The following is a 15012-nucleotide window of genomic DNA, read 5'->3' on the forward strand; positions in this document are numbered from 1 at the left end:
ATCACGCTGGTCACACCTTCACCCCCAAGGCCGCCAATGTCTTCAGCACGATGGGCTCGCCGGGCTGGAGTTTTTCACGTTCTTCAAACAGGAGGCGTGTGACTTTTTCATAACCGGGGAGCTTGCCGGTGCGGCGCTGGGCGAGGAGGCGGACGTAGCGGACGGCGCGGTCGATGAGCTTGTTGTTGCTGGGCTTCACGTAGGTCATGAGGTTGTCGAGGTAACGACCGAGACGGCCCATGACGAGGGTGGAGTGGATGTTGATGAGGAGCTTGAGAAGGAGGTGCGCGTGGAATTCGTGGATGCCGGTGAGGTCAATCTGATGCCTGAGGCCGTCGAACTCCCAGACCATCTCCCCTGCCCCGCCCTCGATGTGAAAGAGCAGATGCTCGGCATCATGCGTGCGGATGCGGCGCCGGGCCGCGAGCTGTGCGGAGAAGTCATAGGAGGCCAGCACCTCGGCACCGGCGACGTGGCGCACGTCCGGCCACTCCAGGGTGCGGGGCTCGCGGTGCAGCAGGGCATGCCAGGCGGCATGAGCGCCGGGCTGCTCCGGCATGAGGAAATGAGACCATGAGGCTGGGGCGGCGGGATCGTCCTGCTTTTCAAAAGGCACGAGGCTGAAGGTGGGGGCGCGCTCGGTGGTGTCTGTGACGACGGTGATGCCAAAGCGTGCGCTGCTGTAAAACACATAGTCCCCCCGCGCATACACCGCCGCCTCGTGCTCGATGAAGGGCACGAGGAACTGACCGTCGCAATGTGCGACGTGGCGGAGAAGCTGCAGCACCTCCGCCGGTGCGTGCTCAGGGTCCTGCTGGTGAATGAACGCAAAGCCGATGGCGGCCATGAGCACGGTGCTGGCCTGCAGGCGGGTGCTGCCGGAGACGGCCATGGCACCCACGGAGAGATTGAGCTTATGGATGGCCGGATTTTCGATCACGCGCCTGGAACGCGCGGCGGCTTTGACGAGCTGCTCGTCCGGATTGCAGTAGAGGAACCAGGGGGGATTGGCGGAGAGCTCTGCGGCACGCTCTGCAGCGCCGATGACAAAGGGGGTCTCTCCGCCTTCGGTGGAGGCGATGAGGAGATCGCCATGGGTGAAACCGAGCTCTTCGAGCTGCCGTGCGCCGTATTCGGGATGGTCCTCGAAGGTTTCGATGGCCTTGATCAGGGCGAGGTCTCCGCCGGCCATGAAGGCGACGATGCGCTCCGGGTCTTTGACGGGCAGAACGCCCATGCGGCAGAACACCTCGATGCTGAGAGACAGCCGCCCGGTGGCGCCGCAGCCGCAGAGGAACACGCGGTGCCCAGCGCCCAGGGTCGCGGCGATGGCGCGTGCGAGGTCGGCCAGAGGGGCGGATTTCGCGGCAAACTGACGCAGCGCGAGGACATCGACCTGATGCATGAGCCTGACCGCCTCCCCCACGTCCGAGCGGGCCATCTGGGACAAGGAAGTGGTGAAAGGGTGCTGCGATTCCGTGTCCAGGGCGCCGAGCTGGTAGTCGGTGGCCACTTTGAGGAATTCGTCGGCGGCATTCATGCAACAAGGATTCGACTGGCGAGGCGTGAAGGATGTTCACATGTGACTGTTTCCCATCTTGCACGCAGCGCGGTGCGTTTCACTATGCATGCAATATCGCATGATGGAATTCGCATTGTTCAGGCTGCCCGACGGGCGGGCATGGCTGGGAGAAGGCCCATTCACCGCGCTGGCCACCGTGCCGGCGGCGGGTGGGGCCTTCTATATCAATGACTTTGACCTGCATGACCCCAAGCCCTGGAAAGTGCCTGCGCGTCTGCATGAGGTCACTGCCGGAGACCTTGCCGAAAAGACCCACCTCAACGGCTCACAAAAGCCTCAGATTCAATGGGCCAAGCCCGCCACCGAGTGGTTTAAGATGGCCTTCCGACGCATCCGCCGTGAGGTGCAGGCCAAGCGTCTGGAAAAGATGGTGCCCGTGCTCACCGAGTCGGGGACTTTGACCGCAGGCAATCCACGGCGGCTGCTTGAGGCGATCATGCAGGCGCCTGGGAACATGTGGAGCTATGCGCATGTGAAAGAGGACGGTGGTTTTCTGGGTTCGACGCCTGAAATGCTGTTCAAGCTGCAGGAGAGGCAACTCGAAACGATGGCCCTGGCCGGCACGGCCAAGCCGGGGAATCAGGAGGGCTTCCTGACGGACGTGAAGGAGATCGAAGAGCACGAGATCGTGGTGCGCTACCTCACGCAGCGGCTGCAGGCGCTTGGGGCCATGGCCCGGGAGCCTCGCACCTTGTGCCAGACCTCGGGGCTGGTGCATTTTCAGTCCAAACTCAGTGTGCAGCTGGAGGCGAAAGCCGACCCTGCGCAGCTGGTGCCCTTGCTGCACCCCACGCCCGCAGTCGGCTGCCTGCCCCGAGATGACGAGGCGATGGAGAAACTGCGGGAATACCGCCAGCAACTGAAGGTGCCGGGCTTCTTTGGCGCGCCGTTTGGCTTTGCCGAAGCCGATGGCACGACGCACATCGTCGTGGCGATCCGCGGGATCTGCTGGGAGGGGAATCAGATCAGCCTGCCCTCAGGCTGCGGCATCGTGGGAGGGAGCGCCTTTGATCATGAATGGCGGGAACTGCGGCTGAAACGCGAGGCGGTGCTGCGCCTGCTGTCTCTTCAATCATGACTCAGACTGAGCTCATCCATCAAACCCTGCACACGCTGGCCTACCTGGGAGTGCGCGAGGTGTGTGTGGCGGCGGGAGCGCGCAATGCGCCGCTGGTTTCCGCCCTGCTCGCCTGCAGCGGCGTGAAGATCTGGAATTTTTTCGAAGAGCGCAGCGCAGCCTTCTTTGCCCTGGGCCGGATCATGGCCGACCGCAAGCCGGTGGCTGTGGTGACGACGTCAGGCACGGCGGCGGCGGAACTCCTGGCAGCCACGATCGAAGCGCATTATCAAAACCTGCCGCTGGTGCTGGTGACGGCCGACCGGCCCAAGAGATACCGTGGCAGCGGAGCACCGCAGGCCATTGAGCAGGCCGCGCTGTTTGGGGTTTATGCGACCATCGTGGGCGACTGGGATGTGACGGATGAGTCCCATGAGGGCCACTGCTCGGACGGGCCGATGCACCTCAATGTGTGCCTGGATGAACCGCTGGAGACGAACGTGGCCGGTGTTGATTTTTCCGCCGCCCAGTCGCTGCCAGCGTCTGAGGAGGGGCCACCCAGCCCGCTGAGGTGCGACCTCGTGCTGGCGGCGGGCATGCACCCCAAGGATGCTGCGGAGGCCGCCGCGCTGCTGGCCCGGCTGGGGGCACCCATCGTGGCCGAAGCCACCTCGAACCTGCATGCTTTCACGGAGCTGAAGCCCCTGCTGATACCCGGTGGCGAAAGGGCGCTGCAATCCTCACGCCCGGCACACGTGCTGCGCATCGGCGCCGTTCCTTCCTGGCGCTGGTGGCGGGATCTGGAGAGCCATCCGAAGGTCAAGGTCACCAACATCACCCGAACCGGCTTCAGCGGGCTCGCGCGGACGGAGAATGTGGAAACGCTGGGCTGGGAGAGCATACGCAGCGCGGAGTTTTCCCGTGTCGATCCGCCCTGTGGCATTCTGCGCTTTGAACCCGAGTACGGGAAGTTTCCCGAGTCCGAACCCGCCTGGATCAGCAAAATCGCGAATGCGATACCGGCGGGTTCACGAGTATTCATCGGGAACAGCCTGCCCATCCGTGAACTGAACCTGGCCATTCAGACTGCCAGGCCGGGTGTGGAGTTTTTTGCGAACCGCGGTGCGAATGGCATCGACGGCCTGGTTTCGACCTTTCTCGGAGCCAGCGCGATTCACGAGGGCGAATGCTGGCTGCTGCTGGGAGATCTGAGCGCGCTGTATGATCTCGCAGCGCCGTGGGCAATCTCGCAGATGGATCATCCGAGGCTGCGCATCGTGGTGATCAACAACGGCGGCGGCAAAATTTTCTCCCGGGTGGCCAGCATGCGCGCCCTGCCCGATGCAGCGCGCAGCGTGATCGAAAACCGTCACGCGCTGGGCTTCGAACCGTGGGCGCAGATGTGGGGGCTGGAATACCTCCAGACGAATGATGCGAACGATCTCGAAGACCTGCTGCCCGTGCCGATGGTGATCGAAATCCGGCCCGAGCCGCTGCAAACGGAGGCGTTCTGGAAGGACTGGCAGCGGCCGGTGATCAGGCCGCGGTGAGCCTGCTGTGGCGACAGCCCGCCTGTCCATGAGCGTACGGCAGGCACCATGGCGTGCGAACGTCCTGGTGGTCTGGCGGAGCGCGCTGCGGAGCACGACAAGCACCCGACGCCAAAAACACCCAACGTACGATGATCAAGCGACGATGAAGTCGCGGAAGGCGGTGATGATGACGACCACGGAGCAGGCACCGGCGTCGGGGAAGCCGATGCAGGCCTCGCCGAGGGTCTTGGCACGGCCAAACTTGGCGACCATGGCTTTGCTGGCGTCCTTGCCGGCTTCGGCGGCGGCGGCTACAGCGGTGATGGCCTCTGGCAGGGATTGAGCGGAGACTTCGGCGGCTTTGACGGCTGCGGGTTCCATGGCGTCCACGCAGGTCTTGTCGCCGACGGCGGCACCACCGCGCTGCTTGACGCCATCCACTCCGGCCTGGAGGAAAGCTGCGAGTCCGGCTGCGTCGAAGGCTTCTTTGCCGTTGAGGGCTTTGCCGCCATTGCGGAAGAAGGTGCCGAAGATGGCACCGCTGGCGCCGCCCATGCTGCTCATCATGGCCATGCCGACGGTGGAGAAGGCTTTTTCAATGCTCTCGGGCTCGGCTGCATTGAGCTTTTCCATGGCTGCGCGCATGCCGCGCTCCATGCCCATGCCGTGGTCCCCGTCTCCGAGATCACGGTCGGCCTGGGACAGCATCGGCTCGGCCGCGATGATGCGCTCGCAGGCGAGCAGGAGCATGGCTTTGACTTCGTCTTTGGAAAGGTTGGCTTTGGGCATGGAACCGCGATTGTTGGCGCGCTGGCGGGGAAGTCAAATGCGAAGCCTGCGAGCGCCTGCCCCCGGAGAAGGACGGCAGCCCGCTAAAAAGTGCCCTCCAGCAGCAGCAATTCACGCAGGAGGACTGAGTCCGGATCATTCATTTCCAGAACCATCACCGTCGTGCGCCCGATAGGCGTCTGCCCGTGCAGCCACGCTCCCTGCCATTTGAAATGATCCTCCCATACATCCTGACGTGGTCGAAACAGCCTTACCACTCCCCCTGTCACCGGATCAATTCCAGCCACATTGGCTCCTTTGTGCATGTTGCAGGAAAAACACGCCCAAGCCAGATTCTCCAGAACAGTGGGACCACGATGCTTCTCCGCGATGATGTGATCTGTGTGAAAAGGCAGATCAGAGACATGCTCAGGCAGCCGACAGTACTCACAGCGCCCCGCAGCCTGCTCGATCACCTGCCGCTCCAGCTTACGGGACGGTCTCGGCATAACTCAGGCAGCAGTCTGTTGCAGAGAGATGCGCGCCCGGGCCTTCATCAGCTCCAAAGTGCGTCCGGCTTTTTGGAAGCTTGTGAGCTCGTTTTGCTCCGTTTCATCCAATTCTGCGACCTTGGCCTTTTCCAAGAGCACCAGCATGCGTTCCCGATCATCCGCAGAGAATGAAAAACTCAGAATGGCAGTGGCTGCCGCCTTGTCCCATCCGCCAGATCCCGGCTGAATGAGACGGCTTAAAATACCGGCTTCCGTGGTGGTCACTGAGTTCATGGGAGAGAAAGTATGCCTCATTCCGCCCATTTCAACTCCTACCCCGCTCTTCAGCACTTGCAATCCCATGGCAACTCAAGCCCCCCTTCAAGTTGCCGCTTTTTTGGCGTTTATCAGCCCGAGCAGCTTCCTTGATTTGCACAGCCATGCCACGCAGCGCAGCCGCATGCTCTGGGCTGCCTCTGGTTTCACCGTCTTTGGAAGCCATGTGAACTGCGTGGTTGCCGGTTGCCACACCTAAGCACGGCAACCGGCAACCAGCCGGGGCCCGAGGAGGAGGAAAGGCCTTGTGGCTGCACATGGGGGCTCACTGGGGAGGAAGGCGCCGCGCATGCCAGACAGCGGTTCCCTTGGCGCACCGGGGGGCGGGATGAATGAAGCCATGGAAGGATGTATCATCATCATAATAATATTCGTTGAAGGTCTGCCACCAGCCTTCCCCTCGCGCGGCAAGAATGCCCCTTCCCCCTTAACCGAGCGCCGTTTACTGGCACGAATCCGCAGGTTTTGCCGCCCCCACAAGGCCGGTTTCCACAGGGCAACCAGACACCCCCTCGTGGTTGCCGTCGTTTTCACGGGATGCCTGCAATCATATGCCATTGCATACCATTCCCCACCACAGATTGCCGCGAATTGCCATCCGTTGCCCAGCTTTCAAGGGGGGGAAGGAAACATGGTTGCCGGTTGCCGTGCTTAGGTGCGGCAACCGGCAACCAGGGAGAAAAGAGGTCCGGGAGACGTCTTAAACCGCCGCGCGTTTGTCCGCCTTGCGCAGGCGGTCGGCCATGCCTTTCATGACGTGGAGAGCAAACTGGGGCATCTCATCGACCATGAACAGGAAGTGATGGCGGTTCACGGGAAGGAGCCTGCAGTCCGTGCGGGCGATGGCGTCAGCCGCACGGACAGAATCTTCGATGAGGGATATCTCGCCGAAGAACCCTTCGGGCCCCACGGTTTCCACGGTGACACCGTTGATGATGATGTCCACCTCCCCGCTCTGCACCACATACATCTCCCCAGATTCGTCGCCGGCATTGAAGATGGCGGTTCCCTGGAGAACGGACCTCACATTGGCGGGGCTGGCGAAGATTTCGGGGAGTTTCATGGCATGGCAGGTTTACAGTTTGGTGTAGCCCACGCTTTCGCAGGGCAGATCCCAGAGTTTTTTCAGCTCCGCATCCAGCTTGGTGATGCTGAAGCTGACACCGGCCATCTCCTGGCAGGTGACGATGTTGTCGACGATGGTCTGGTGAATCTTGATGCCGCGCGCGTCGAGGATGGGCTTGGCGCCGCGCAGGAGGATGAGGAGCTCCATCATATGGGTGGAGCCGAGGCTGTTGACGAAGAAGACGATTTCATCTCCGGCGCCCAGGGCCAGATCATCGGCGAAGAGGAGGTCGAGCATCTTGGCGGCGAGCTCATCGGCGGTGCACATGGGGATGAGACCCACGCCTTTTTCGCCATGGATGCCCATGCCGAGGCCGATCACATCGTCTGCCAGCTCGAAGGTGGGCTTGCCGGTGGCGGGAATGCTGCCGGGCTTGGTGGAGACGCCGACGGTGCGGGTGTTGTCGCAGGCCTTCTGGGCGATGCGGGCAAGCTCGTCGAGGGAGTCAACGGTCTGCGCGGCGGCACCGGCGAGCTTGGTGATGGGGACGAGACCGGCCACACCACGACGCTTGTGCTTTTCCGCAGGCGGGGCGGAGCAGACGTCGTCGGCGATGATGACGGTTTTCACAGTGATGCCTTCGTCAGCAGCGAGTTCCGCGCCAATGTCGAAATTCATCACGTCGCCAGCGTAGTTGCCGTAGAGAAAGAGGACGCCTTTGCCACGGTTCACAGCCTGGGCGGCCTCGAGCACGATGTCAGGCGGAGGGGCGGCGAAGATTTCGCCTACGGCAGCGCCGTCTGCCATGCCTTTGCCAACGAGGCCATGATAGATGGGCTCGTGCCCGGCACCGCCGCCGACGAGCAAGGCGGGGGCGTCCGGACGGAGATCATTCATGACAATGGAGCGCGTGCCGACGCGGCGTGCCTTGCCGTCGTAAGCGAGCACGAGGCCTTCAAAGAGTTCGTCGGCGCACTTCAGCGGGTTGTTGATGATCTTTTTGGCAGGATTGGCTTGGCTCATGGGGGGATCGTCTGGGTTGGAAAAAGAGCCGCCAGTGTTACGGCGTGGGCCGGGGCTGTCAAAGCACGATTCACCGGCCAGCCATCGAAGGGTCAGGCATCTGGAAAGCGTTTTCGATGATGTGGACGCGGGGCAGCTCGCCCTCGATGAGGATGACTTCGGCGATGTCGAAGCGGAATTTGATGCGCGGATTTCCCAGGAGGCGCAGCCACTCGCAGGCACCGCGCCGGATGAGCCGCTGCTTGTCAGGCCCGACGGCGTCGGCTGGGCGCCCAAAGGCGGTGCCGGTGCGGGATTTGACCTCGATGAAAGTGAGGACGTCCCGATGCCGGGCGACGATGTCCACCTCTCCACGGCTGCCCCCGCGGTAGTTGCGATAGAGCACCTTGCGGCCATGGGTGGCGAGCCAGCGTGCGGCGATGAGCTCGCCCATGGCTCCCACTTCACGGCTGTCCATCCTCCGCCCCGCGAGCTGGCGCTGAAACCGGGTCAGCGGGCGGGCGCGCAGCCAGAGGGCGGCTGTGCGCAGCCTGGGAGCCCCCGTAAGCCGCCGCCGCAGCAAGCGCCACAGACCTCGGCAACGGAAGGCACCGCTTTTCATGCGAGGTCGAGTTCGAGCTGGGCGACGGGCCGGAAGCTGCGCCGGTGGTGCGGAGAGGGGCCATGCTTTTTCAAAGCCGCCAGATGCGCGGGAGTGGGATAGCCCTTGTGGATTTCAAAACCGTACTCGGGGTGCTGCGCCGCCAGACTGACCATCAAACGATCCCTGGTGACCTTGGCGATGATGCTGGCCGCGGCGATGGAATAGCTGAGGCTGTCCCCTTTGACCAAAGCGACCTGATGCATGGGAAAATGCTTCACCGGCTTGCCGTCAATGAGCGCCGCGTCCGGCTGCGGCTGCAAGCCCAGTGCGGCACGCCGCATGCCCTCCCATGTGGCCTGGAGGATATTGATGCGGTCAATTTCTTCGGGCTGAATGCTGACACAGTGCCAGCGAATGCGTGCATCTGCGGTGATCTCCTCGTACAAGCGCTCACGCCTGGCTTCGCTGAGCTGCTTGGAGTCGTTGAGGACGGCGTGCGTAAAATCATCTGGCAGCACCACCGCCGCCACGCAGACGGGGCCGGCGAGGGGGCCACGACCTGCCTCATCAATGCCTGCGACGATGCGATACCCAGCCGTGCGCAGCGCGTTTTCGTGCTCGTTCGTTGGCATAAGGAAAGCAGTGGCGGCCCAAAGAGACTAGGACTTGACCTCAATGGGGAGGGTCACCTGGGCAGGAGCGCCGCTTTCAGGCGCCTGCCAGCGCAGCACTTCGGTGCCGGGCTTGCCAGGATCTTTGGACAGCAGGTAAACACGGATCTGCAGCACCGGCTTTTCACCTTCCGGCCGGGGCACGGGTTTGATGCGCAAGGTGATTTCGTTGTGCCCTTTGACGAGGCCACCTATGAGGATCTGCTGGTCAAGCCCATCCCGCACGGGCTCATAGTCGGTGCCGTTCATGCTCATGACCGTCTCATAACCGAAGCTCTGCAGCTTGCTGCCCGCCTTGTAGTCCGGGACACGGCACAGAGGAGGCACAGGCGGCATGCTGCCAGGGGGCGTGTACTCGGGGGTGTCGAGAAAGTCGGGGCGCTTGCCTGCCTGCAGCTCCTTGACCATATCCGGAGCGCCGTCGAGCCGGGAGATGCGATTGCTGTCATACTTCCACACGCCATTCTCACGGCCGAATTTGAGCTTGAGGAGATTTTCCCGGATGAGCTCCTTGTCCTGGCCCATGTCGATCCGGCCAAAATAAACGAGGTGGGCGGTGTCTCCCACGGCCTGGGCCTCCAAAAGGCGCAAACCGGCCAGGTCGGGAGGCTGCACTTCTGAGGCGAACACGGCGTCTGGAAAAGTCTGGCGCTCGCTGACCACCATGTTGCGGATGACCGTCTGACGGTAGCGGGTGATGCTGGCCGCCCAGGCGGGGGCATCTTTGCGCTGCATGGCATCACGCCATTTATAATAGGCCTTTTCCAGCACCGCCTGCAATCCGGCCGCAGTCTCCTGGGTGCGCGCCAAAGGCGTCGAGAGTTGAAACAGGCTTAATCCAAGGATTAGGGAGAGGTACTGGCGCATGGCGGGTGCGGTGGAGGCTGGGAACAAGGGCATGTTTCATACAAAAACAACCGCTCATCACCTTTTATAATTAGCATCCCGGGAAATTTGCTGTGATAGTTTTAATCCAGAGTAAAACCATTTGCCGATTTGGTGATTCTGGTAAACGTCAACGTCTTTACCCCTCAAACATGGAGTCCCACAGCGAAGGTCACCCCCGCACGCCCCCGATTGATCGCAATCGGGAGCTGCTGAAGACCGCCCGAGAAGAAATCTACAAGACCGTAGGTGGCGTTAACCTCTCGGCTTACATTTGGGAACCTGAAGTGGACAAGGCCCCATCATACCCCAAGTCTGTGGCGGCATTCTTTTTCAGCAGCGGCTGGGACAATGGCCAGGTGGCGCAGTTTGCCCCGCATTGCGTGTATTTCGCCTCACGTGGCATGACGACGATCTGCTTTGACTACCGCGTCGCCACCCGCCACGGCACCGGACCTGTGGAAGCCATGGCCGATGCGCGCTCTGCCATTCGCTGGATCCGCATGAACGCGGTCGAGCTCGGCATCAATCCTGGCAAGATCGTGGGTGTGGGCGGTTCCGGAGGCGGGCATGCCATCGCCTCTTCGGCCATTCTGAGCGGATTTGATGACCCGTCCGATGCGTTGGACTGCAGCCCGGCGCCTAACGCCATCGTGCTGTTCAATCCGGTGATGGACACCTATTCCAAGTATGCCTTTGGGCGTGACCGCTGGCCAGACCAGGCGACCTGCAAGGCTGCCGACCTCATCCGCGCCATCCGCCCAGGCCTGCCGCCGATGCTCATCATGCACGGCACCGGAGACCGCGTGGTGCCCTTTGACGGCTCCTATCAGTTTGCCCGCAAGTCGAGCAAGAAGAAGAACCTCTGCCGCCTGATTGAATTTGAAGGACAGGGCCATGGCTTTTTCAATTTCAACCTCTCCTTTGAGATGTACGAGGCCACGCTGATGGCGATGGACGAGCTCTTCGTCGAGCTCGGCTTCCTCGAACCCGACCCCGAAGCGGGACTGGGCAAGGTGGAATAGACCGCCTGAGGCGGGAATGACGAATTCCGAAACCCAAATGACGAATTTCAGCTTTGCCGCCGTTTCGTCATGCGGTTCTACGCGTATTCATCCGCCGCACTGAATTTCCACGCTCGTTCGCACTCTCTTTCTCAACCCACAGCCAGCCGCAAACCATGCTACGCTCCCTCTTCCTCGCAGCCGTCGTCGCCTCCACCGCGCATGCCGCCACCTGGCCTCAGGACACCAGCGATCTCAAGGCCGACCCCAAGGCGCAGTTTGGCCAGCTGGAAAACGGCCTGCGCTACGTCATCCTGCCGCACGATGAGCCCCCCGGCCGCGCCAGCATCCGACTCTACATGGATGTGGGCTCCCTGATGGAGCAGGACGACCAGCAGGGCATGGCGCACTATCTGGAGCACATGGCCTTCAATGGCTCCCGCCACTTCAAAGGCGGTGAGATGGTGGAGTACTTCCAGCGTCTGGGGATGGGCTTCGGGGCTGACACGAACGCGCACACCTCCTTCAAGGAAACCGTGTACATGCTGGAACTGCCCAAGGTGGAACCCAAATACATCGCCGAAGGCCTGCAGCTCTTCCGTGATGACCTCGACGGCATGCTGCTCAACGAGGCCGAGATCGACAAGGAGCGCGGCATCATCCTCAGTGAGAAGCTCAGCCGCGACTCCATCGAGTACCGCACCATGATGGCAGGCTACAAGTTTGCCATGCCCGAGTCCATCCTGCCGGACCGCATGCCCATCGGCACGGAGGAAATGATCAAGACCATGAAGCGTCAACGCTTTGTGGACTTCTACGAGAAGTACTACACCCCCAAGCGCGCCGTCATCGTGGCCGTGGGCGATTTCAAAGACACCGCCGCTGTGAAGGCGGAGATCGAGAAGCAGTTTGCCGATGCCAAGCCGAAGCACGGCGACGCCGAAGACCCCAATCTCGGCAAGGTGACCTCCGGCTACGGCACCATCGCCAAGCTGCACACCGAGATGCAAGCCGAGGCCCTGACCATCTCCGTGGAGATCCCCCGCCCTGCCAAGAACAAGCCCGACAGCGCCGCCACCCGCCGCGAGAAAACCATCCGCGATCTGGCGGACATGATGATCAACCAGCGCCTCTCCAAGCTGGCCAAGGCCGAAGGCGCCCCCTTCATGGGCGCAGAGAGCTACAGCTACGAGTATCTCGAGTTTGTGAGCGTGAACGGCATCCAGGCCCAGTGCGACCCCAAGAACTGGAAGGCCACGCTGACCCTGCTGGAAACAGAGCTGCGCCGCGCCATCGAGCACGGCTTTACCGATGCCGAATTTGAAGAAGCCAAGGCCACCGTGCTCAAAGGTGCGAAACTCCGCGCCGACCAGGCTGAAAGCCGCAAGTCCCGCGATCTGGCCAGCGGCATCGTCAGCATCATCGCTGGCAAGAAGGTCTTCACCCATCCTGCGGATGACCTCGCCCGTGTGTCCACCGTGCTGGCCAGCCTGAAGAAGGAAGACAGCCACGCCGCGCTCGTGGAAGACTGGAAAGGCGATGACGTGCAGCTCTTCCTCGGTGGCAATCTGAAGCTGGAAGGCGATGCGAACAAGCAGATCATCGACACCTTCAAGGCCAGCCGTGCCAAGCCCGTGGCCGCTCCTGCCAAGGAAGAAACCGCCGCCTTTGCCTACACCGAGTTTGGCCCTGCCGGCAAGGTGGCCAGCCGCTCCGAGGCCAAGGATCTGGAGATCATCCAGGCCGTGTTTGAAAACAACGTGCGCTTCAACTTCAAGCACACTGAATTCGAAAAAGGCACCATCCGCGTGCTGATCAACTTTGGCGGTGGCAAGCTCAGCACTCCAGCAGACAAGCCGGGCATCATCCCCTTTGCGCAGAGCACCTTCCAGCTCGGCGGCCTGGAAAAGCACGGCGTGGACGACATCCGCCGCATCTTTGCCAGCCGCACGGTAGGCAGCGATTTCTCCATCGGCGACGAGGCCTTTGTGCTCAGCGGCCGCACCACTCCGGCAGACCTGGAGGCGCAGATGCAGCTGCTCACCGCCTACCTCGTGGCCCCCGGCTACCGCGAGGAGGCAGCGCGCCAGTTTGAAAAAAATCTCGAGCCCATGTACACCCAGCTGCAGCACACCGCCGAAGGCGTGATGAATGGCGAGGTCGTCTCCTTCATCCACTCCGGCGACGCACGCTGGGGCTTCCCGAAGATCGAAGTGCTGCGCCAGCGCACCCTCGCCGAGCTCAAGGCCTGGCTCACCCCTGCCCTGACCCAGGACTACCTGGAAGTGACCGTGCTCGGAGACGTGGACGAAGATGCTGCGATCAAGGCCGTGGCCAAGACCCTGGGAGCCCTGCCCAAGCGTGCTGAAAAGAAGCCCGACTATGCCAAGGAGCGCGCCGTGGCCTTCCCCAAGCCTGAGGCCAGCAAGACCTTCCCCTTTGACACCGAAATCCCCAAGGCCATCGCCACCGTGTACTGGCCCACCACGGACATGACCAACATCAAGCGTGCACGCCGCCTGACCCTCCTCGGTGCCATCCTGGACGACCGCCTGCGCATCAAGGTGCGCGAAGAGCTGGGAGACACCTACAGCCCCGCGTGCTACCACGTGGCCAACGACACCTTCACCGGCTACGGCTACATGACGACGATGATCGAGTGCAAGCCCGAGCTGGCCGACTCCCTGACCAAGCTCGTCATCGAGATCGGCGACAAGCTGGCGGCAGGCCCTGTAAGCGACGACGAGTTTGACCGCGCCATGAAGCCCATGGTGGCCCAACTGGAGCAGATGCGCCGCGACAACCGCTACTGGTCCATGAACGTGCTGCGCTGCGCCCAGGAGCACCCTGAGCGCCTCGACTGGGCCCGCAGCTTCATCACCGACTTTTCCGGCATCAAGAAAGAGGAGATCGAAGCCCTGGCCAAAGAATACCTCGGAGCCAAGCGCGCGGTGAGTGCGGACATCATTCCGATCGAGAAGAAGTAACCCCAAGGCGCCAGGGTCTCCGGACACCGGGTGTAAACTCAAAGCAGCAGCCCGCCCGGCTAGACTTCCCCCGTTTCTGCGGGAGAGGATACACGCACACGTCAGCGCGGGCGGCGGCGGCTGGGAGATCAGCCGCCCCACACGCGCTGCTGCATGCATAAACCCCTCCGTTGAATTTGTTGAAGTCCCCTACAGGCCTGGGGCACCTGCACATGGCGAGGATGGATGTGAGGGCCGGATGATCCCCGCTCACGCCACCACCAGCCGCTGCTTCAGCGCCCGCACCTCGCAGCTGACATCCGCCGCCTGCAGAAACGCGGACACGACGACCACGCGACGCGCCCCGGCGGCGATGACCTCGTCCAGCCGTCCTGCATTCACCCCGCCGATGCAGAAGATCGGGAGGGTGACACGGCGATGGACTTCGGTGATGTCATTTAATCCGATGGGTACGTAGTCGGGCTTGGTGCCGGTGGCATACAGCGGGCCAAAGCCAATGTAGTCCGCGCCTTCCTCCTGCGCGGCGACGGCCTGGGCGAGGCTGTGGGTGGATTTGCCCACAAAGCACTCCGGCCCCACCACCGCGCGCGCCCTGGCCACGGCGTCGTCATCCTGCCCGACGTGCACGCCCTCGCTGCCCACGGCTGCGGCCACCTGAAGATGGTCGTTGATCACGAGCGGAACGCCATGGGAACGGGTGATTGGAAGCATGACGCGGGCGAGGCGCTCGATCTCCTGCGCCGTCTGCTTCTTGGCACGCAGCTGCAGGACATCAACGCCGCCGAGGCAGAGCTGATCGGTCATGGTCGCGACGTTTTCCGCCGTGACATAACCGAGGTCAACGATGCCGTAGAGCCGTGCTTCTTGAATGCTTTTCATGGGTGAGTCCTGCATGAGCGGGGATGCGGAGGAGTGCAAGCCGAGTTTCCAGTTGCCTGAGATGAACGAGAAGCCTATGGAACCGGAATGGCGGCGGACCTCCTCGTGATGTCCCCCGTTTTCTTTATCTGCAGGGCGCGCAAGCGCC

General features: G+C 62.3%; 14 protein-coding genes. 4 read left to right on the plus strand and 10 right to left on the minus strand.

Features of this window, described 5'->3' with window-relative positions:
• Positions 1-10: 10 nt before the first annotated feature.
• Positions 11-1540, minus strand: a complete 1530-nt coding sequence (locus ACZ5WW_RS07110; protein ID WP_377170613.1) for an SIS domain-containing protein — start codon at positions 1538-1540, stop codon at positions 11-13.
• 100 nt (positions 1541-1640) lie between these two features.
• Here ACZ5WW_RS07110 and ACZ5WW_RS07115 point away from each other — a divergent pair, with 100 nt between their 5' ends.
• Positions 1641-2660, plus strand: a complete 1020-nt coding sequence (locus ACZ5WW_RS07115) for a chorismate-binding protein (RefSeq protein WP_377170610.1) — start codon at positions 1641-1643, stop codon at positions 2658-2660.
• The gene (locus tag ACZ5WW_RS07120) at positions 2657-4189 is read left to right on the plus strand and encodes a thiamine pyrophosphate-binding protein (RefSeq protein ID WP_377170608.1); all 1533 of its coding nucleotides are present in this window, start codon (positions 2657-2659) and stop codon (positions 4187-4189) included. The genes ACZ5WW_RS07115 and ACZ5WW_RS07120 overlap by 4 nt, the downstream gene beginning before the upstream one ends.
• A gap of 135 nt (positions 4190-4324) precedes the next feature.
• On the opposite strand, the gene dhaL is transcribed toward ACZ5WW_RS07120, so the two are convergent.
• The 8 genes from dhaL to ACZ5WW_RS07160 form a co-directional block, all read right to left on the minus strand.
• Entirely contained in the window at positions 4325-4960 is a 636-nt protein-coding gene (gene dhaL, locus ACZ5WW_RS07125) for a dihydroxyacetone kinase subunit DhaL (RefSeq protein ID WP_377170606.1), read from the minus strand.
• 83 nt (positions 4961-5043) lie between these two features.
• Positions 5044-5448: an HNH endonuclease gene (locus ACZ5WW_RS07130; protein WP_377170604.1), complete on the minus strand. Its 405-nt coding sequence runs from the start codon at positions 5446-5448 to the stop codon at positions 5044-5046.
• 3 nt (positions 5449-5451) lie between these two features.
• Positions 5452-5724 carry a hypothetical protein gene (locus ACZ5WW_RS07135; protein ID WP_377170602.1) on the minus strand — a complete coding sequence of 91 codons (273 nt, stop codon included), beginning with the start codon at positions 5722-5724 and terminating at the stop codon, positions 5452-5454.
• Positions 5725-6466: 742 nt separating this feature from the next.
• Positions 6467-6829, minus strand: coding sequence for a Crp/Fnr family transcriptional regulator (locus ACZ5WW_RS07140; RefSeq protein WP_377170600.1), 363 nt, complete (start codon positions 6827-6829; stop codon positions 6467-6469).
• 12 nt (positions 6830-6841) lie between these two features.
• Positions 6842-7855 (minus strand): dihydroxyacetone kinase subunit DhaK, encoded by a 1014-nt coding sequence (locus ACZ5WW_RS07145; protein ID WP_377170598.1) that lies wholly within the window; start codon positions 7853-7855, stop codon positions 6842-6844.
• Between the two features lie 70 nt (positions 7856-7925).
• On the minus strand, positions 7926-8456 hold the full coding sequence (locus ACZ5WW_RS07150) for a YraN family protein (protein ID WP_377170596.1): 531 nt from the start codon (positions 8454-8456) through the stop codon (positions 7926-7928).
• Positions 8453-9070, minus strand: a complete 618-nt coding sequence (locus ACZ5WW_RS07155) for a ribonuclease HII (RefSeq protein WP_377170594.1) — start codon at positions 9068-9070, stop codon at positions 8453-8455. The genes ACZ5WW_RS07150 and ACZ5WW_RS07155 overlap by 4 nt, the downstream gene beginning before the upstream one ends.
• Positions 9071-9097: 27 nt before the next feature.
• Positions 9098-10009 (minus strand): hypothetical protein, encoded by a 912-nt coding sequence (locus ACZ5WW_RS07160; protein WP_377170591.1) that lies wholly within the window; start codon positions 10007-10009, stop codon positions 9098-9100.
• A gap of 137 nt (positions 10010-10146) precedes the next feature.
• Between ACZ5WW_RS07160 and ACZ5WW_RS07165 the strand changes: the two genes are divergently transcribed.
• Both ACZ5WW_RS07165 and ACZ5WW_RS07170 read left to right on the plus strand, forming a co-directional pair.
• On the plus strand, positions 10147-11019 hold the full coding sequence (locus tag ACZ5WW_RS07165) for an alpha/beta hydrolase (protein ID WP_377170589.1): 873 nt from the start codon (positions 10147-10149) through the stop codon (positions 11017-11019).
• A 155-nt stretch (positions 11020-11174) separates the two neighbouring features.
• On the plus strand, positions 11175-13985 hold the full coding sequence (locus ACZ5WW_RS07170) for a M16 family metallopeptidase (RefSeq protein ID WP_377170587.1): 2811 nt from the start codon (positions 11175-11177) through the stop codon (positions 13983-13985).
• Between the two features lie 249 nt (positions 13986-14234).
• Here ACZ5WW_RS07170 and thiE read toward each other — a convergent pair whose 3' ends face one another.
• A complete protein-coding gene (gene thiE / locus ACZ5WW_RS07175) occupies positions 14235-14864 on the minus strand; it encodes a thiamine phosphate synthase (RefSeq protein WP_377170585.1) in 630 nt (209 codons plus the stop codon).
• Between the last annotated feature and the right edge of the window lie 148 nt (positions 14865-15012).

Source organism: Prosthecobacter fluviatilis (genome assembly GCF_055388355.1).

Excerpts from the sequence above, each read along its gene's own strand:
- ACZ5WW_RS07110 (WP_377170613.1), bottom strand. The coding sequence starts at position 1,540 with ATGAATGCCGCCGACGAATTCCTCAAAGTGGCCACCGACTACCAGCTC.
- ACZ5WW_RS07115 (WP_377170610.1), top strand. The coding sequence starts at position 1,641 with ATGATGGAATTCGCATTGTTCAGGCTGCCCGACGGGCGGGCATGGCTG.
- ACZ5WW_RS07120 (WP_377170608.1), top strand. The coding sequence starts at position 2,657 with ATGACTCAGACTGAGCTCATCCATCAAACCCTGCACACGCTGGCCTAC.
- dhaL (WP_377170606.1), bottom strand. The coding sequence starts at position 4,960 with ATGCCCAAAGCCAACCTTTCCAAAGACGAAGTCAAAGCCATGCTCCTG.
- ACZ5WW_RS07130 (WP_377170604.1), bottom strand. The coding sequence starts at position 5,448 with ATGCCGAGACCGTCCCGTAAGCTGGAGCGGCAGGTGATCGAGCAGGCT.
- ACZ5WW_RS07135 (WP_377170602.1), bottom strand. The coding sequence starts at position 5,724 with ATGAACTCAGTGACCACCACGGAAGCCGGTATTTTAAGCCGTCTCATT.
- ACZ5WW_RS07140 (WP_377170600.1), bottom strand. The coding sequence starts at position 6,829 with ATGAAACTCCCCGAAATCTTCGCCAGCCCCGCCAATGTGAGGTCCGTT.
- ACZ5WW_RS07145 (WP_377170598.1), bottom strand. The coding sequence starts at position 7,855 with ATGAGCCAAGCCAATCCTGCCAAAAAGATCATCAACAACCCGCTGAAG.
- ACZ5WW_RS07150 (WP_377170596.1), bottom strand. The coding sequence starts at position 8,456 with ATGAAAAGCGGTGCCTTCCGTTGCCGAGGTCTGTGGCGCTTGCTGCGG.
- ACZ5WW_RS07155 (WP_377170594.1), bottom strand. The coding sequence starts at position 9,070 with ATGCCAACGAACGAGCACGAAAACGCGCTGCGCACGGCTGGGTATCGC.
- ACZ5WW_RS07160 (WP_377170591.1), bottom strand. The coding sequence starts at position 10,009 with ATGCCCTTGTTCCCAGCCTCCACCGCACCCGCCATGCGCCAGTACCTC.
- ACZ5WW_RS07165 (WP_377170589.1), top strand. The coding sequence starts at position 10,147 with ATGGAGTCCCACAGCGAAGGTCACCCCCGCACGCCCCCGATTGATCGC.
- ACZ5WW_RS07170 (WP_377170587.1), top strand. The coding sequence starts at position 11,175 with ATGCTACGCTCCCTCTTCCTCGCAGCCGTCGTCGCCTCCACCGCGCAT.
- thiE (WP_377170585.1), bottom strand. The coding sequence starts at position 14,864 with ATGAAAAGCATTCAAGAAGCACGGCTCTACGGCATCGTTGACCTCGGT.